This window comes from Streptomyces sp. Xyl84, assembly GCF_059731885.1.
The window spans coordinates 6,261,071-6,276,843 of the sequence record NZ_AP029182.1 but is presented as its reverse complement, the minus strand read 5'-3'; the positions used below and the strand labels follow the sequence as shown (position 1 = coordinate 6,276,843).

Genomic DNA, 15,773 nt, shown 5'->3' with positions numbered 1-15,773 from the left:
AACACCATACCCCCAGGGGGTATTCCCCGTCCTTGATCCTGTGTGCGGCGTCCTCCGGGACGGCGGGTGCGGACGGCCGCCGTCCCGGAGGAGTCAGGGCCTACTGTCCGGCGAGCGCCTTGCGCATCTCGGCGATCTCCGCCGACTGCGAGGTGATGACCGACTCCGCCAGTGCGGTGGCCGCGCTGGCGGCGCCCTTGTCCCGCTCCGTGCGCGCCATGGCGACGGCGCCCGCGTGGTGGTCGACCATCATCCGCAGGAACGCGCGGTCGAAGGCCTTCCCGGAGAGCTTCGCCAGCTCGCTCATGCCGGCGTCCGACATCATCCCGGGCATCGGCGAGGCGGAGTGCCCGGGGGCGGAGTGCCCGGACGCCGTCGAGCCCGAGTGGTCCATGCCGGGCATGTCGGTCATGCCCGTGGCGCCGGCGTCAGGGACGGTCGCGCCCCAGGCCTTCAGCCAGCCGGTCATGGTCGCGATCTCCGGGTCCTGGGCCTTCCTGATCCTCGTTGCGAGGTCCTTGACCTGCTGTGACGCGGCGCGCGTCGGCACGAGGGCGGCCATGGCCACCGCCTGCCGGTGGTGCGGGATCATCTCCTGCGCGAACGTCACGTCCTGCGCGTTGTGGCCGCCCCTGCCCGAGGGGGCGGCGGACGGGTGGGCGGTGGCACCGTTCCCGGGGGCGGAGCGGACCGGCGTGGAGGTGCCGCTGCCGCCGCCGCAGGCGGTCAGCACCAGGGCGGCGGTCACGGCCGCGGCCGCGGCGGCGGTGCGCCGGGAACGAAGACGGGATCGGTGGGTCGTCAGGCGAGTCGCCATGGACGTACAGCTCCTTGGAGAAAACCCGCGCGCGGGCGCGCGGGAACGACGGATCAGGTGCGGGACCGGAGCACGCCACCCCGGAGCGAGCGGGATGCCGCGCGGGTGCCTCTAGATCCGCAGGAGCTGCAGCTCGGCCAGGTCGGGCGGTGCCCGGCCCTCGACCGTCCGGCCGGCCAGGGCGGTGCGGGCCGGGGGCGGCGCGGCAGCGGGGACCGGCGCGGGCAGCAGCGCGGGCGGCGCGTACCCCGTGGCCGTGCCGGCGGCCGCGCACGTGGGGTCCGCGTGGTGCGCGGTGGTGCCGCCGCCGGCACCGGACGCATGCCGGCAGGCGTCACCCCCGGCGGGTTGCGCGACCACGGTCGTCGCGCTCGCGCCGTGCTCCCCCGGCCCGGACGTCTCGCCGCGGCTCACCGCCGCGACCGCCCCACCGTGGTCCACCGTCGCGGACATCCCACCGCGGTGCCCCGGCAGGGACGTCCCGCCGTGGCCGCCCGGCGCGGACATCCCGCCGGGCGCCAGCCCGTGCATCGCCAGGATCCCGGCCAGCACGGCCAGGAGGAACAGCGTCCGGCAGGCACGGTGCCCGGGTGAGCGGGTGCGGGCGCCGGACGTCATGGGCCCATCGTACGGAGGGCCGCCGCCCGGCGCGGCGCCCCCCTGCCCCGGCGGGCGGACCCGGCGGCGCGGGCGCTCACTGCTCCTGGCGCCGCTGCCGGCGGCGGCGCACCAGGTGCCGGACGACGAAGGCGGCGACGAGGACGGCGAGTGCCACGAGGACGTAGACCTCGTACCGCTTGATCGTGTCGTAGACGGCGTTGATGTGGGTCCCCGCGAAGTAGGCGAGGGAGACCCACAGGCCCACCCACAGGGCCGCGCCCAGGGCGTTGAAGGCGAGGAAGCGCAGCCAGTGCATCCCGGTGGTGCCCGCGATGATGCCGTTGGCCTGCCGCAGCCCCTCGACGAAGCGTGCCACCGTGACGATCTTTCCGCCGTGGCGGGTGAAGAACCGCTCCGCCGTCGCGAACCGCTGCGGCGTCAGGAAGATGTACTTGCCCCAGCGGTGCACGAAGGCGCGGCCCCCGAAGCGGCCGATCAGGTAGCCGATGTTGTCACCGACGACCGCGGCGGCGAAGGCGATGAGGCCCACGGCCACCACGTTCAGCTCCCCCGCCCCGGCGTACACGCCCGCCGCGATGAGCATGGTCTCCCCCGGCGCCGGGACCCCGAAGTCCTCCACGAGGACGACGCCCCCGACGGCCAGGTAGCCGTAGTGGCTGAGCAGCGGTGCCAGGTGCTCCAGCGGACCCGGAAGCGGAGGAGCCATGGACCCCACCGTACGTCCCCGACGGGCTGTCACTCCCGTTTCAGCGGGTACGCGTCTCCCGCCAGCCAGAGCCGGTCCTTGTGGTCGACGTGGCAGTCGAGGTGTTCCGGAAGGCTGCGCAGGTAGGCCACGGCGGACCCGGTGAACCGGACCCGGCCCCTGCCGAGGTGGGTCATGCCCTCCGGTTCGTCCAGCGCGGCGAGCCAGCGGGCCTGTTCGACGTCCACGTCGGCGGTGTACGTCGTGGTGGAGCCGGACTCCTGGGCCAGGGAGGCCATGATGTCCCCGTAGTGGGCGTGGTCGAGGACGGCACGCAGGGCGTCCTCGACGCTCGGCAGCCCGGCGGCCACCTGGTCGGTGCCGAAGGGGTGGCCGGGACGCACCCGGGCGAAGGCGAGCCACGCCCGTCCTTGGGCCACCGGCATTACGTGGCCCACCGGGAAGCCACCCGGTTCGCCGTCGTCCACGCAGACGTACACCACCTCACCGAGGTCGTCTTCCTGTTCCTGCTTGAGGAAGAGCTTGCGCCGCTGCAGCAGTTTGGTGACGGACCGGTCGATGCGTGAGAGTTTCATCGGCACTCCTCTGGGCTGCCTCCGCACCTGCGGAGGACGTGGAAGACGTGGAAGAAGCGGGAAGCGGGGGCGACGAGGACCCGGCCGACGGCCGGTGCTCCGGCGCCGGCCGCGCGGCCCGCAGGACGCGCAGGCTCACCACCCAGGTCGCCGCGGTGGCGAGGACTCCGCAGCCGATGGCGACGGCGGCGGACAGCGCGGTGCGCTCGTCCAGGCCCATGACCCGTTCGAAGACCGGCGCCGTGCCTGCCGTCAGCACCGGTGCCAGACACAGCGCCGTCAGGTGCAGCCGCCACTCCTCACCGGCCCAGGTACGTCCCTGACGTGCCGCGCGCCGCCCGCAGACGGCCATGACGGCGTAGGAGAGGGCGTAGGGCACGAGGTAGGCCGCCAGCAGACGCCGTCCCCCCGCTCCCCAGGCCAGGCAGGAGTGGACGATCCAGGCCAGCGCCGCGGCCCCGGCCAGGTGGGCCGCGGCCAGCACCGGCAGCGGTGCCCAGGTGCCGGACAGGCCGGTGAGCCTCCTGCGCCGGTCCAGGCCGCGCGAGGCGACGAGCGCGCCGAGGACGGCCACCGAACCCAGGTGGAGGATCGCCACCTGGTTGATCTCGGCCAGGGGCAGTCCCGGCAGCAGCCACGGCAGGGCACCCCATTCCAGCCGCAGCAGGGGTGCGGTCAGCAGGAAGGCGCAGCACAGCAGCATCCACCGCTGGTGCAGGTCGGGGCGGCCTGCGACGGCGGCCAGGATGCCGCAGGTCACGCTCATCACGGTGCCGGCCAGGAGGGTGGCGAGCACGATCCAGAACGCCGCCCCGCTGAAGGCGTCCTCGGGAGCGGTACGCGCGAGGTACAGCCCGGCACCCGCCATGGAGCCGTACACCATGACGGCGAAGACCACTCCGAGCGCCCGGTGCAGGCGTACGCGCCGCCGTGCCGCCGTCAGCAGCTGCGCGGGGCCGAGGAGCATGAGCGCACCGCCGAGCACCGTGTGCAGGACCAGCGGCAGCAGACTGTGCCGGTAGGGCCCGGTCCTGGTGGCCACGGCGTCGGCCACGTAACGCGGTGAGACGGCGTGCGACAGCAGCCACTCGCCGAACGCGGGGGCGCCGGGGCGGGCGTAGGGCCACAGCCCGGTCGCCGCGACCGGCGCGTAGGCCAGGCAGACCGCGGTCACCGCGATCGCGGCGCCCCGGCGCCAGGTGCTGCCCCTCGGACGGCGCACGGCGAACCCCCTCTCCTGGCCGCGGCGCGGCCGGTCGGCGCCCCGCCTCGGTCCCCTCCATAGTCCGGATTGGACTGTCCAGGCTGGACCATGGACACGGTAGAGGGGGCCACGGCCCGGGTCAACGGTCCGTCGCGGTCAGGAATCCTCGGCCGGTCCGCGCAGTTCCTCACGGCCGCGCACCCAGGTCCAGAAGTCGACCATCATCTGCTCGTAGCGGATGCCGAACTCCAGCGCCTCCCGCTGCCCCGGCGTGAGCAACTCGCCGACTTCCTCGGCGAGTTCGGCGTACGAGCGCAGGGTGCTGCGGTGCTCGTCCAGCTGGACCGGGGCCAGCACCCGCGGCCGCGCCCCGAACCAGAGCTTGAGGATGCCGCGCTCCCTGGCCTCCACCGGTTCGAACTCCGGGTCGCCGAGCCACCCCCGCAGGGCGGTCCGGCCGTGCTCGGTCAGGGCGAGCACCCTGCGGTTGCGCCCGCTCTCCTGCCGTACCTGCTCCAGCAGCCCCGCCTCCAGCAGGCGGTCGCACTGCGCGTACACCTGCGCGTGCGGCACCGACCAGAACGGCGCCACCGTCCGCGCCGCCTGCACCTTGACGTCATAGGCACTGGCCTCGCCCAGTTCGTCGATGATCCCGAGCACGAGGAAGGAGGAGGTCGTCAACCGCACGTCAGCCATGGGGCGACGCTACCGCCCCGCTCGCGGACGGCGGGACCGTGGCGGGGGGGCGGCCCGGGCGGCGGGTGAGGAGTCGGCGGGAAACGGAGGGGGCATGGCTGTACAAGACACCGGAGTGAGGGGCGAGTCGTATTCTATCACCTGCTGAAACACGTGCTGCTGGGCCCGCTGCTGAGGCTGTTCTTCCGGCCGCGCATCGAAGGACTGGAGCACGTGCCCCGGTCCGGTCCCGCCATCGTCGCGGGCAACCACCTGTCCTTCTCGGACCACTTCCTGATGCCCGCCGTGCTCCGGCGGCGCATCACCTTCCTGGCCAAGGCCGAGTACTTCACCGGTCCCGGTCTGAAGGGACGGCTCACCGCCGCCTTCTTCCGCAGCGCCGGGCAGATCCCGGTCGACCGGTCGGGCAAGGAGGCCGGCCGGGCCGCCGTCCGGGAGGGTATCGGGGTGCTCCGCAGGGGCGAACTCCTCGGCATCTACCCGGAGGGCACCCGGTCGCACGACGGCCGCCTGTACAAGGGCAAGGTGGGCGTCGCGGTGATGGCGCTCGAGGCGGGGGTGCCGGTGGTCCCGTGCGCGATGATCGGCACGTTCGAGGCCCAGCCGCCCGGCCGGGTCGTCCCGCGGATCCACCCCGTCGTCATCCGCTTCGGCGAGCCGCTCGACTTCTCCCGCTACGCCGGCATGGAGGGGGAGAAGGCGGTCCTGCGCGCCGTCACCGACGAGATCATGTACGCCATCCTGTCGCTGTCCGGGCAGGAGTACGTCGACCGGTACGCGGCCGACGTCAAGGCCGGGCAGAGCGCGGCACAGGGCGGGCGGGACCGCAGGTTCCCGCGGGCGCCGCTGACCTGACCGGCGGCGGCACGGCGAAGGGACGGCCGGCGGCTGCGTGCACGGCGAAGGGACGGCCGGCGGCTGCGGTACGGCGAAAGGGCGGCCGGGAGATCCGGCCGCCCCTCACCGCGTGTGCCGGGTCCCTAGGGCTTCGGCGTCGCGTGCGGACCGCAGGTCACGTCCGCCCCGTCCACCTCGCCGGTGAGCAGGTAGGCGTCCACCCGGCTGTTGATGCACGGGTTGACCAGGCCGGTCACACCGTGGGAGCCCGCGTCCTTCTCGGTGATCAGACGCGAACCCTTGAAGCGCTGGTGCAGCTCGACGGCGCCCGGGTACGGGGTGGCGGCGTCGCGCGTGGACTGCACGATCAGGACCGGCGGCAGCCCCTTGCCGGTCTTGACGTCCAGCGGGGTCCGCTGCTTGACCGGCCAGGTGGCGCACGGCAGGTTCATCCAGGCGTTGGACCAGGTCAGGAACGGGTACTTCGCGTTGAGCCGGGTGTTGTCCCGGTCCCACTTGTGCCAGCTGGTGGGCCACTTGGCGTCGGTGCACTCGACCGCGGTGTACACCGCGTTGCCGTTCTCCGTGGCGATGTTGCCCGCGGTGTCCGACATGTCGGGGGCGGCGGCGTCGATCAGCGGCTGGGGATCACCGGCGAAGTACTTGCTGAACGCCGTGGCCACCGGCACCCAGGAGGAGTCGTAGTACGGGGCGGTCTGGAAGAAGCCGAGCAGCTCGGCCGGGCCGACGACCCCGCCGATCGGGTTCTTGTTCGCGGTGGCGCGCAGCTGGAGCCACTTGGCCTGGACGGCGTCCCGGGTGGTGCCCAGGTGGAAGCTGGCGTCGTTCTTGGCGACCCAGTCCTGCCAGTCCTTCCAGCGGCCCTCGAAGGCGATGTCCTGGTTGAGGTTGGCCTCGTACCAGATGTTCTCCCGGGCCGGGTTGACGACGCTGTCGACGAGCATCCGGCGCACGTGGCCGGGGAACAGCGTGCCGTAGACGGCACCGAGGTAGGTGCCGTAGGAGACACCCAGGTAGTTGATCTTCTTCTCGCCGAGCGCGGCGCGGATGACGTCCAGGTCGCGAGCGGTGTTCGGCGTGGTCATCTGCTCGAGCATCGCGCGGCCGGTGCGCTCGTAGCAGCCCTCGGCGTACTCACGGGCCAGCTTGCGCTGGGCCAGCTTGTCGGCCTCGGAGTCGGGCACCGGGTCCGGCTTGGGCGCCTTGACGTACTCCTGCGGGTCCGCGCAGGAGATGGGCGTGGAGCGGCCGACACCGCGCGGGTCGAAGCCGACGAAGTCGTAGGCCTTCGCCACGTTGGCCCAGACGGGGTTCTTGGAGGTGACCCGGGCCGGGAAGCGCAGGCCGGAGCCGCCCGGACCACCCGGGTTGTAGACGAGGGCGCCCTGGCGCTCGCCCTTGGTGCCGGTGTTGCCGATCCGGTCGACGGCGAGCTTGATCTGCTTGCCGTACGGGTGGGCGTAGTCGAGCGGAACCGAGACGTAGCCGCACTGGATCGGCTTGGCGAGCCCCCAGTCGGCGGGGCAGTCCTGCCAGTCGATGCCGGCCCTGGCGGCGCGGTCCGCGGCGACGGCCGCGCCGCGGGCCTCGCGGTCCTGGCCGGGACGGCTGTCCGCGCTGGCCGCGGGGGCCGCCACGGCACCGGCTATCAGGGTCGCCGTGACCAGCGCACCGGCCGAACCGAGCGCCACAGCGCGGTTCTTCGGTCTCATAGCCCTCAAGTGGGACCTCCCCGTACATCGTTGCGAATTGGGTACGGGGGATCCTTCCGGCTGTGAGGCGGCTGAGAACAGGGGTCGTTGACCTTCTTTGCCAATCCGATAACCGGCGCATGGTGTTCCGCTCAGCGGAGACGGGCGAGGGCCTCGGCCGCGGCCGGGCGATCGGGGCCGGGGCGGTGGTACCGCCACGGTTGCGTCGCGGGCTCCGGGGACGGCCCTGGTACCGCCAGGGGCGGGGCCGTGGGGTCCGGGAGCCGGCCGACGGGAGCGCGGGCCGAGGACCGGCCGGTCGCAGGGCCGGCGGGACGGAGGACAGGGGGGCCGGGAGGCCGGGAGGCCGGGGGGCCGGGAGCGGCTCAGGGGCGCTTCCCCGGGGCGTTCAGGGCGCGCAGTGGCGCGCGGACCCGCGCGCGGCGTGCCGGTCGAGCGCCCGTCTCAGCTCCTCCAGTTCGGTGCCGGACAGGGCGCCGCCCTGGGCGAACTTCAGGATGTGCTCGGCGACCGTACGCACTTTCGTGTTCGTACGCTGCGAGACCTCGCGCAGCACCCGCCAGGCGCTCTCCGGCGGGACGCGCCCGACGGCCACCAGGGCCCCGATGGCCTGGTCGATGACGGCGTGCGAGGTCAGGGCACGCTGCAACTGCTCGTTCTCCTCGTGCAGCCGCTCGTGCTCCGCCACCAGGTCGGTGACGGACAGTGGCTGGAGCGGATGCCGCCTGGACATCGCGAAGAACGCCATGGAGATCCCCTGGGTCGTCGAGCGGCCACAGTTCCGACTCCAGCTTGCTCCATGAGGGCCGCGCGCACGACCGGAACGGCGGCACGCGCTCCCCGCCGCTGCCCGCCGGCTCCGCCGCCGCGGCGGAGGAGCCGAAACGGTCCAAATGACGTACCGCCTTTCGGCGTAGGAAAACGTCCTTTTTCCAGGGCCGTTCGGGTTGCGCGGCGCGTCGGCCCGGATGGCGGAACGGTTTCTTCCGCTGCTGGTCCGGGGCTCGCCGGAGGAGGGGACAGCCGTTCGAGCGCAGGAGTGTCCACCCGAACGGGCGAGCGGTGAGTAACAACACAAACCTCCGGTTCCGTTGGGATTTTCGGACATCCATAGGTGAAGATCCCTGTCTGACGACAAGCCCCCGCCACAACGGCGGGGCGGTCCGGGCGGACGCCGAGTCCTGCCGCCGCCCGGATGACCGGTCGACAGGAGTGGATCGGCAGGAGTGGAGGACCCAAGCACGACGGGTCGCCGGAACGGTCACGCCATGGCCGGACCGAGCTGCCCTTGGGGTGAAGCCGCGCGCTGCGCGGCCGGGCAACTTCGCCAGCCCGAATCCGACAGGTCATCCTTCACAGGCGGCTGACGAAGGGTTGCGCATGACTGCGCTCAATCGTGTCCCGTCGCTGATGGCCCGGGCCGGCACGGCCTCGGCCCTGACCCTCGCCGCCGTCGGCGGCTCGATCGTGGTGCCCGGCGTCGCCTCCGACGCCTCGGCCGCGACCATGGCGACGAAGGCGCTGCAGATCGCGGCGTCCAAGAAGGGCTCCCCCTACCAGTGGGGAGCCACGGGACCCCGCAGGTTCGACTGCTCCGGGCTCACGCTGTACTCCTTCAAGAGGGCGGGCAAGAAGCTGCCCCGCACGGCCGCGCAGCAGTACAACAAGTCGCGGCACATCTCCTCGAAGAGCCGTCGGGCCGGGGACCTGGTGTTCTTCCACTCGGGCTCGTACGTCTACCACGTCGGCATCTACGCCGGCTCGGGCAAGATCTGGCACGCGCCGAAGACCGGGGACGTGGTGAAGCTGGAGAAGATCTGGACCAGGAGCGTCTGGTACGGCCGGGTCAGCTGACCCGCCCGGGGGTGCCGGCCGCGCCGTGGAGCGCCGCCGGCACCCCCGGGCGGCGCACGCGCCCGACGGGCCACGGGCGCGAACACGACGCGGCCGGCTGACGGCTGACGGCTGACGGCTGACGGCTGACGGCTGACGGCTGACGGCTGACGGCTGACGGCTGACGGCTGACGGCTGACGGCTGAGTACACCGCGGCGGCTGCCGTGCCGCGCGGGTGACGGCGGGACCCAGGTTCTCCGCAGGCGGCTCTTAGGGCTGCCGCACGCCCGGTGCCGTGACCGGGTGGGTGTGCACCGGCCACGGCAGGTCCACGCTGACCGTCTTGCCTCCCTCGCGGGTGGGCCGCACGGTCACCCTGCCGCCGCACTCGGCGGTGAGCCAACGGATGATCACCATGCCCCGGCCGTTGTCCTGCTGGACGGCGGCCGGCAGGCGTCTGGGGAACCGCGGGTGGCTGTCGGTGACCCCGACGCGCAGTTGTTCGTCGCGGTCGAGGACGAGGTCCACCCTGAAGGTGGGTGACTGGCCGAGGGTGTGCTGTACGGCGTTGGTGGCCAGTTCCGAGACGATGAGCCGGACGGTGTCGGCGGTGTCCGTGTCCGACGGCAGGCCCCACTCCGCCAGCGTGCCGACCGCGTAGGTACGGGCGGCCGCCACCGAGGCGGGATCGCTCGGCAGGGTGACGGATGCTTCCAGGTGGTCTGCCATGGCGACGTCGTCCCTTTCCCGCGGGACCGCGGTCGGACACGGAGCGGATGGTTTCGAGTACGGTCCCGGACTGGTGCTTCGCCGTCAGAGTGCCACCGCCGGGCGGGTCGCGGGTGGCGATCCGCCAAGATGTGCATATATCTGTCCCTCGAAGCGGTGAACTCCGCCACGGGAGACCGTAGGTGACGCCCGTCCGGGAAGAAGTGAGGAGCCGGTTCCATGCAGCACGGTCCCGCGGTGCGCCGCCGCAAGCTCGGCGCCGAACTGCGCGCGCTGCGCAGCGATGCGGGTCTCACCAGTGGCGAGGCCGCCCGGCTCGTGGGCTGGCACCAGTCGAAGGTGAGCCGGATCGAGACGGGCGCCAGCGGCGTGAAACCCGCCGACGTGCGGTCACTGCTGGACGCGTACGCGGTCCGCGACGCCCAGCTGCGGGACCTGCTGATGATGCTGGCCGGCTCCGACGACGGTGACGGCAGGCACCACTGGTGGCACGCCTACCGCGGGGTCCTGCCGCCGACGTACCGGGACTTCATCAGTCTGGAGTCGCAGGCGAGCGCGATGCGCACGCTGGAGACGACGGTCGTCCCGGGGCTGCTGCAGACCCCGGAGTACGCCCGCGCGGTGACCCGGGCCGCCGTGGACGGGCTCGACGACGACCGGCTGGACGCGCTGGTGGAGGTGCGGCTGGCGCGTCAGGCCGTGCTGCGGGGCGACCCGCCGCTGACACTCGAGGCGGTACTGGACGAGGCGGTGCTGCGCCGGGAGGTCGGCGGCCCCGAGATCATGGCACGGCAGCTCGAGCGGCTGTCGGAGGCGGCGCGGCTGCCCCAAGTGTCCCTGCGCGTCCTGCCGTTCACCGCGGGGGCGCATATCGGCCTCACCGGCCCTTTCGTCATCTTCTCATTTAAGAACACTTCTGATCTGGATGTGGTCGTTCTCGACCACTTGACGAGTAGCCTCCATCTGGAGCGGAAAGAAGACCTGGAGGCCTACACCGAGGCCTTCGACACCCTTCGGTTCCACGCACTGTCGATCGAGGACTCGTCGGCCTTCATCACCGGGATGCTCCAGGGCAGGTGACGGCGCGCGAACGGGTCCCGCCTTGTCGGACGTCAAGGAGGCACCATGTCCGCTCTGCCTCGTCACGTACCTTCCGCGACCGGTCTGCCCGGCGTGCGGTGGCTGCGCAGCAGCTACAGCACGGGAGCGAACAACTGCGTCGAGACAGCCCGGCCGGCCGCGCCGCCGTACGCGGGACTGCTCGCCGTGCGCGACTCCAAGGACCCGGCCGGGCCCGCACTGCTCTTCTCCCCGGGCAGCTGGGCGGAGTTCACGGCCGCGGTGCGCCGCCTCTGAGCCTCGTCGCGGCACCGTCCGGGCGTGTCCCGGGCCCCTGCCGTCACCGGCGGCGCACGGCCACGCCCCGCCGGCTCATGGCCGCGTCCCGCCCTCCCGTGACCGGGTCTCCCCGATCACTCGTACGGCACGTTCGATCTGCGCCGCGGTCAGGTCCGCGCGGGCGGTCAGCCTGAGCCGTGAGACGCCGTCGGGCACGGAAGGAGGCCGGAAACAGCCCACGGCCAGGCCCGCCGCGCGGCAGTCGGCCGCCCACCGCACGGCGTCCCCCGGGGAGGGCGCGCACACGGAGACCACCGCCGCGTCCGGGCGCACCGCCCGCAGTCCCGCGGCGGTCAGGCGCGCGTGCAGTCCGGCCGCCACCGCCCGCGCCCGCGCCGCGCGCTCCGGTTCACGGCGCAGCAGGCGCAGCGCGGCCAGCGCCGCGCCCGCCGCCGCGGGGGCGAGCCCGGTGTCGAAGATGAACGTCCGGGCCGTGTTGACCAGATGGTCGATCACCCGGGCGGGTCCGAGCACCGCTCCGCCCTGGCTGCCCAGGGACTTGGACAGCGTGACGGTGACGACCACGTCGTCCGCGCCCGCGAGTCCCGCCGCGTGGGGGGTTCCCCGGCCGCCGGCGCCGAGGACGCCGAGACCGTGCGCGTCGTCGACGACCAGGCCCGCGCCGTGCTCCCGGCAGGCCTCGGCGAGGCGGCCGAGGGGGGCCGCGTCGCCGTCGACGGAGAACACCGCGTCGCAGACGAGGACGGCCTGACCCGCGTGCGTGCCGAGCGCCTTGCGCACGGCGTCCGGGTCCGCGTGGGCGACGACCTGCGTGGTGGCGCGGGCCAGCCGGCAGCCGTCGATGAGCGAGGCGTGGTTGCCCGCGTCCGAGACGATGAGCGAACCGTGCGGGGCGAGCGCGGTGACCGCGGCGAGGTTGGCCGCGTACCCGGAGGAGAAGACCAGGGCCGCCTCGGCACCGCAGAACTCCGCCAGCTCCCGCTCCAGTTCGCGGTGGAGTGCGGTGGTGCCGGTGACCAGGCGGGAGCCGGTCGCGCCGCCGCCCCAGGTGCGGGCCGCGTCCGCCGCGGCCTCGGTGACCTCCCGGTGGCGGGCCAGGCCCAGGTAGTCGTTGCTCGCCAGGTCCAGCAGGGGGGAGTCGGCCGGACGGGGCCGCAGCGTCCGTACGAGCCCGGCGCGGCGGCGCGCGTCCGCCTGCTCGTCGATCCAGCCGAACGCCATGGCTCCTCCGGGACTTTTGTAGGCAGTGGACAGACACTAGCCGCAGGACACGCCCCGCATGGTGTGGCAATACCCACACGTCGAACCGTCTCTGTTGTGCAAACTCTCCTTGGCCCCGGATGGCCCCGTAGGACAGGATCGGCTCTCATGGACCTGCTGAACACGCTGGTGGACAAGGGGCTTCGGCGCGAACTGCCGACCCGTGAGGAAGCTCTGGCCGTCCTGGCCACCTCCGACGACGATCTGCTCGATGTGGTGGCCGCGGCCGGGAAGGTGCGCCGCCGCTGGTTCGGCCGCCGGGTGAAACTCAACTACCTCGTCAACCTCAAGTCCGGCCTGTGCCCCGAGGACTGCTCGTACTGCTCGCAGCGGCTCGGCTCGAAGGCGGACATCCTCAAGTACACCTGGCTCAAGCCCGACGACGCCTCCCGGGCCGCGGCGGCGGGCCTGGCGGGCGGTGCCAAGCGGGTCTGCCTGGTGGCCAGCGGGCGCGGGCCGACCGACCGGGACGTGGACCGGGTCTCGGAGACCATCAGGGCGATCAAGGACCAGAACGAGGGCGTCGAGGTGTGCGCCTGTCTCGGACTGCTCTCCGACGGTCAGGCCGAGCGGCTGCGCGCGGCGGGCGCCGACGCGTACAACCACAACCTCAACACCTCCGAGTCGACGTACGGCGACATCACGACCACCCACACCTACGCCGACCGGGTGGACACGGTGAACAAGGCCCACGCGGCGGGGCTGTCCGCGTGCTCGGGGCTCATCGCCGGCATGGGCGAGAGCGACGAGGACCTGGTCGACGTCGTCTACGCGCTGCGCGCGCTGGACCCGGACTCGGTGCCGGTCAACTTCCTCATCCCGGTCGAGGGGACCCCGCTGGCCGCGGAGTGGAACCTCACCCCGCAGCGGTGCCTGCGGATCCTCGCGATGGTGCGGTTCGTGTGCCCGGACATCGAGGTGCGCATCGCCGGTGGCCGCGAGGTCCATCTGCGGACCATGCAGCCGCTCGCGCTCCACCTGGCCAACTCGATCTTCCTCGGCGACTACCTGACCACCGAGGGCCAGGCGGGCAAGGACGACCTGGAGATGATCGCGGACGCGGGCTTCGAGGTGGAGGGCAGCGACCAGGTGACGCTGCCGGAGCACCGCGCGCGGGCCGGGGCCGGCTGCGGCTCGCACGCGGGCGAGGGCGGCGGCGCCCCGCGGGACGGCGGGTGTGCCTCGCACGCGGACGGCGGGTGCGGGTCGCACGAGAGCGGCGGGTGCGCCTCGCACGCGGACGGCGGTGTCTGCGGTGCGGCGACAGCCCCGGCCGCCCCCGCGAGCCCGGCCGAGCCCCGCACCGACCTGGTGGCGCTGCGCCACCGCGGTGCCGGAACGGACCTCGCGCCCAATGCCTGACCCGTCCGTTCTGCGGGTGCCGGAGTTGCTGGATCTCGACCGGCGGCACGTGTGGCACCCCTACGGCCCGATGCCGGGCCGCCAGGAACCGCTCGTCGTGGAGTCGGCGAGCGGGGTGCGGCTGAAGCTCGCCGGCGGCGCGGGCGAGCTGGTGGACGGGATGTCGTCGTGGTGGGCGGCGATCCACGGCTACCGCCACCCGGTGCTCGACGAGGCCGCCCGCGCGCAGTCGGCGCGGATGAGCCATGTGATGTTCGGCGGGCTCACCCACGAGCCCGCCGTCCGGCTCGCGAAGCTCCTTGTCGACATGTCTCCCGACGGTCTGGAACACGTCTTCCTGGCCGACTCCGGCTCGGTCTCGGTCGAGGTCGCCGTGAAGATGTGCCTGCAGTACTGGCGCTCGCTCGGCCGCCCGGAGAAGCGGCGGCTGCTGACCTGGCGGGGCGGCTACCACGGGGACACCTGGCAGCCGATGTCCGTGTGCGACCCCGAGGGCGGGATGCACGAACTGTGGTCGGGCGTGCTGCCGCGCCAGGTCTTCGCGGACGCGCCGCCCACCGGGTACGACGAGACGTACGCGGCGCACCTGTGCGAGCTGATCGAACGCCACGCGGGCGAACTGGCCGCCGTGATCGTCGAACCGGTGGTGCAGGGCGCGGGCGGGATGCGGTTCCACTCCCCCGCCTACCTGCGGGTGCTGCGCGAGGCGTGCGACGCGCACGGGGTGCTGCTGGTGTTCGACGAGATCGCGACCGGGTTCGGCCGCACCGGCGCGCTGTTCGCGGCGGACCACGCGGCGGTGACCCCCGACGTGATGTGCGTGGGCAAGGCGCTCACCGGTGGCTACCTGACCATGGCCGCGACGCTGTGCACCGCGCGGGTGGCCGACGGGATCTCGCGCGGCGAGGTGCCGGTGCTGGCGCACGGCCCGACGTTCATGGGCAATCCGCTGGCCGCCGCCGTGGCGTGCGCCTCGATCGGCCTGCTGCTGGGGCAGGACTGGCTCGGTGAGGTCAAGCGGATCGAGGCGGGCCTGCGGGAGGGGCTGGCTCCGGCGGCGCGGCTGCCGGGCGTGCGGGACGTACGCGTGCTGGGCGCCATCGGGGTCGTCCAGCTCGACCGTCCGGTGGACATGGCGGCGGCGACCCGGGCCGCCGTGCGCGAGGGCGTGTGGCTGCGGCCGTTCCGGGACCTGGTGTACACGATGCCGCCGTACGTCACGGACGACGCGGACCTGGCACGGATCGCCCGCGCGGTGTGCGCGGCGGCGCGGGAGGGATGAGATGCCGGTACTGGTGATCACGGGGACGGGCACGGAGGTCGGCAAGACCGTCGCGACGGCCGCCGTCGCCGCGGCGGCTCTCGGGGCCGGCCGGTCGGTGGCCGTGCTGAAGGCCGCGCAGACGGGTGTGGGCCCGGACGAGCGCGGGGACGCCGACGAGGTCGCGCGGCTCGCCGGTCCGGTGACGGCACGTGAGGTCGCCCGCTACCCGGAGCCGTTGGCGCCGGGCACGGCCGCGCTGCGCGCCGGACGGGCGCCGGTGCGGCCGGAGGAGGTGGCCGAGGCCGCCGCCAAGCTGGCGACCGAGCACGACCTGGTGCTGGTGGAGGGCGCCGGCGGCCTCCTGGTGCGGTTCGACGCGGCAGGCGGGACCCTCGCGGACGCCGCGAAGCTGCTGCGGGCCCCGGTGCTCGTGGTCGCCTCCGCCGGGCTCGGCACGCTGAACACGACCGAGCTGACCGCCCGTGAGCTGCGCGAGCGCGAGCTGGCCCTGCTCGGTGTGGTGATCGGCAGCTGGCCCGCCCGCCCCGACCTCGCCTCCCGGTGCAACGTCGCCGACCTGCCGCTGGTGGCCGGCGCCCCCCTGCTCGGCGCGCTGCCCGAGGGGGCGGGGGCACTGGCGCCGGCCGCCTTCCGCAGGGACGCCGGGCAGTGGCTCGCGCCGCGCCTCGACGGCAGCTGGGACGCGGCCGCCTTCACGGTGCGCGAGGCGCCCGCGCCGTTCGGCCAGGCCGGGCGCACTCCCGCGCACTGACAGC

The 15,773-nt window shown here is 73.4% G+C and carries 17 protein-coding genes; 7 read left to right on the top strand and 10 right to left on the bottom strand.

What is annotated here, in order from left to right:
• Positions 1-100 precede the first annotated feature (100 nt).
• The 6 genes from AC6I72_RS27320 to AC6I72_RS27295 form a co-directional block, all read right to left on the bottom strand.
• Complete coding sequence (locus tag AC6I72_RS27320) at positions 101-817, bottom strand: DUF305 domain-containing protein (RefSeq protein WP_498003788.1); 717 nt, start codon at positions 815-817, stop codon at positions 101-103.
• A gap of 111 nt (positions 818-928) precedes the next feature.
• Positions 929-1,435, bottom strand: a complete 507-nt coding sequence (locus AC6I72_RS27315) for a DUF6153 family protein (protein WP_498003787.1) — start codon at positions 1,433-1,435, stop codon at positions 929-931.
• 76 nt (positions 1,436-1,511) lie between these two features.
• Positions 1,512-2,144, bottom strand: coding sequence for a DedA family protein (locus AC6I72_RS27310; RefSeq protein WP_498003786.1), 633 nt, complete (start codon positions 2,142-2,144; stop codon positions 1,512-1,514).
• Positions 2,145-2,173: 29 nt separating this feature from the next.
• Positions 2,174-2,719, bottom strand: coding sequence for a hypothetical protein (locus AC6I72_RS27305; protein WP_498003785.1), 546 nt, complete (start codon positions 2,717-2,719; stop codon positions 2,174-2,176).
• Positions 2,628-3,941 (bottom strand): DUF2306 domain-containing protein, encoded by a 1,314-nt coding sequence (locus AC6I72_RS27300; RefSeq protein ID WP_498003784.1) that lies wholly within the window; start codon positions 3,939-3,941, stop codon positions 2,628-2,630. The genes AC6I72_RS27305 and AC6I72_RS27300 overlap by 92 nt, the downstream gene beginning before the upstream one ends.
• Positions 3,942-4,079: 138 nt before the next feature.
• On the bottom strand, positions 4,080-4,619 hold the full coding sequence (locus AC6I72_RS27295) for a PadR family transcriptional regulator (protein ID WP_498003783.1): 540 nt from the start codon (positions 4,617-4,619) through the stop codon (positions 4,080-4,082).
• Between the two features lie 153 nt (positions 4,620-4,772).
• Between AC6I72_RS27295 and AC6I72_RS27290 the strand changes: the two genes are divergently transcribed.
• Positions 4,773-5,474: a lysophospholipid acyltransferase family protein gene (locus AC6I72_RS27290; protein WP_498003782.1), complete on the top strand. Its 702-nt coding sequence runs from the start codon at positions 4,773-4,775 to the stop codon at positions 5,472-5,474.
• 125 nt (positions 5,475-5,599) lie between these two features.
• On the opposite strand, the gene AC6I72_RS27285 is transcribed toward AC6I72_RS27290, so the two are convergent.
• Positions 5,600-7,189, bottom strand: a complete 1,590-nt coding sequence (locus tag AC6I72_RS27285; protein ID WP_498003781.1) for an alpha/beta hydrolase — start codon at positions 7,187-7,189, stop codon at positions 5,600-5,602.
• Between the two features lie 388 nt (positions 7,190-7,577).
• Positions 7,578-7,937 carry an ANTAR domain-containing protein gene (locus tag AC6I72_RS27280; RefSeq protein WP_498003780.1) on the bottom strand — a complete coding sequence of 120 codons (360 nt, stop codon included), beginning with the start codon at positions 7,935-7,937 and terminating at the stop codon, positions 7,578-7,580.
• Between the two features lie 632 nt (positions 7,938-8,569).
• Between AC6I72_RS27280 and AC6I72_RS27275 the strand changes: the two genes are divergently transcribed.
• Positions 8,570-9,043, top strand: coding sequence for a C40 family peptidase (locus AC6I72_RS27275; RefSeq protein WP_037856608.1), 474 nt, complete (start codon positions 8,570-8,572; stop codon positions 9,041-9,043).
• 250 nt (positions 9,044-9,293) lie between these two features.
• Here the strand turns inward: AC6I72_RS27275 and AC6I72_RS27270 are convergent, their stop codons facing one another.
• Complete coding sequence (locus tag AC6I72_RS27270) at positions 9,294-9,752, bottom strand: ATP-binding protein (RefSeq protein WP_498003779.1); 459 nt, start codon at positions 9,750-9,752, stop codon at positions 9,294-9,296.
• Positions 9,753-9,971: 219 nt separating this feature from the next.
• Between AC6I72_RS27270 and AC6I72_RS27265 the strand changes: the two genes are divergently transcribed.
• Both AC6I72_RS27265 and AC6I72_RS27260 read left to right on the top strand, forming a co-directional pair.
• Positions 9,972-10,832, top strand: coding sequence for a helix-turn-helix domain-containing protein (locus tag AC6I72_RS27265; RefSeq protein WP_498003778.1), 861 nt, complete (start codon positions 9,972-9,974; stop codon positions 10,830-10,832).
• 45 nt (positions 10,833-10,877) lie between these two features.
• Entirely contained in the window at positions 10,878-11,108 is a 231-nt protein-coding gene (locus AC6I72_RS27260) for a DUF397 domain-containing protein (protein WP_498003776.1), read from the top strand.
• A gap of 75 nt (positions 11,109-11,183) precedes the next feature.
• On the opposite strand, the gene AC6I72_RS27255 is transcribed toward AC6I72_RS27260, so the two are convergent.
• Positions 11,184-12,332, bottom strand: a complete 1,149-nt coding sequence (locus tag AC6I72_RS27255) for an 8-amino-7-oxononanoate synthase (protein ID WP_498003775.1) — start codon at positions 12,330-12,332, stop codon at positions 11,184-11,186.
• 147 nt (positions 12,333-12,479) lie between these two features.
• On the opposite strand from AC6I72_RS27255, the gene bioB reads away from it, so the two are divergent.
• From bioB to bioD, 3 genes are read left to right on the top strand one after another with little or no spacing between them, the layout of a single operon-like run.
• Entirely contained in the window at positions 12,480-13,733 is a 1,254-nt protein-coding gene (gene bioB, locus AC6I72_RS27250) for a biotin synthase BioB (RefSeq protein WP_498003774.1), read from the top strand.
• On the top strand, positions 13,726-15,015 hold the full coding sequence (locus AC6I72_RS27245; protein ID WP_498003773.1) for an adenosylmethionine--8-amino-7-oxononanoate transaminase: 1,290 nt from the start codon (positions 13,726-13,728) through the stop codon (positions 15,013-15,015). The genes bioB and AC6I72_RS27245 overlap by 8 nt, the downstream gene beginning before the upstream one ends.
• 1 nt (position 15,016) lies before the next feature.
• Positions 15,017-15,769 (top strand): dethiobiotin synthase, encoded by a 753-nt coding sequence (gene bioD / locus AC6I72_RS27240; protein WP_498003772.1) that lies wholly within the window; start codon positions 15,017-15,019, stop codon positions 15,767-15,769.
• The last annotated feature ends 4 nt before the right edge of the window (positions 15,770-15,773 follow it).

What these genes read in the sequence shown, in the direction of transcription:
- AC6I72_RS27320 (WP_498003788.1), bottom strand. Translation starts at nt 817, where the DNA reads ATGGCGACTCGCCTGACGACCCACCGATCCCGTCTTCGTTCCCGGCGC.
- AC6I72_RS27315 (WP_498003787.1), bottom strand. Translation starts at nt 1,435, where the DNA reads ATGACGTCCGGCGCCCGCACCCGCTCACCCGGGCACCGTGCCTGCCGG.
- AC6I72_RS27310 (WP_498003786.1), bottom strand. Translation starts at nt 2,144, where the DNA reads ATGGCTCCTCCGCTTCCGGGTCCGCTGGAGCACCTGGCACCGCTGCTC.
- AC6I72_RS27305 (WP_498003785.1), bottom strand. Translation starts at nt 2,719, where the DNA reads ATGAAACTCTCACGCATCGACCGGTCCGTCACCAAACTGCTGCAGCGG.
- AC6I72_RS27295 (WP_498003783.1), bottom strand. Translation starts at nt 4,619, where the DNA reads ATGGCTGACGTGCGGTTGACGACCTCCTCCTTCCTCGTGCTCGGGATC.
- AC6I72_RS27285 (WP_498003781.1), bottom strand. Translation starts at nt 7,189, where the DNA reads ATGAGACCGAAGAACCGCGCTGTGGCGCTCGGTTCGGCCGGTGCGCTG.
- AC6I72_RS27280 (WP_498003780.1), bottom strand. Translation starts at nt 7,937, where the DNA reads ATGGCGTTCTTCGCGATGTCCAGGCGGCATCCGCTCCAGCCACTGTCC.
- AC6I72_RS27275 (WP_037856608.1), top strand. Translation starts at nt 8,570, where the DNA reads ATGACTGCGCTCAATCGTGTCCCGTCGCTGATGGCCCGGGCCGGCACG.
- AC6I72_RS27270 (WP_498003779.1), bottom strand. Translation starts at nt 9,752, where the DNA reads ATGGCAGACCACCTGGAAGCATCCGTCACCCTGCCGAGCGATCCCGCC.
- AC6I72_RS27265 (WP_498003778.1), top strand. Translation starts at nt 9,972, where the DNA reads ATGCAGCACGGTCCCGCGGTGCGCCGCCGCAAGCTCGGCGCCGAACTG.
- AC6I72_RS27260 (WP_498003776.1), top strand. Translation starts at nt 10,878, where the DNA reads ATGTCCGCTCTGCCTCGTCACGTACCTTCCGCGACCGGTCTGCCCGGC.
- AC6I72_RS27255 (WP_498003775.1), bottom strand. Translation starts at nt 12,332, where the DNA reads ATGGCGTTCGGCTGGATCGACGAGCAGGCGGACGCGCGCCGCCGCGCC.
- bioB (WP_498003774.1), top strand. Translation starts at nt 12,480, where the DNA reads ATGGACCTGCTGAACACGCTGGTGGACAAGGGGCTTCGGCGCGAACTG.
- AC6I72_RS27245 (WP_498003773.1), top strand. Translation starts at nt 13,726, where the DNA reads ATGCCTGACCCGTCCGTTCTGCGGGTGCCGGAGTTGCTGGATCTCGAC.
- bioD (WP_498003772.1), top strand. Translation starts at nt 15,017, where the DNA reads ATGCCGGTACTGGTGATCACGGGGACGGGCACGGAGGTCGGCAAGACC.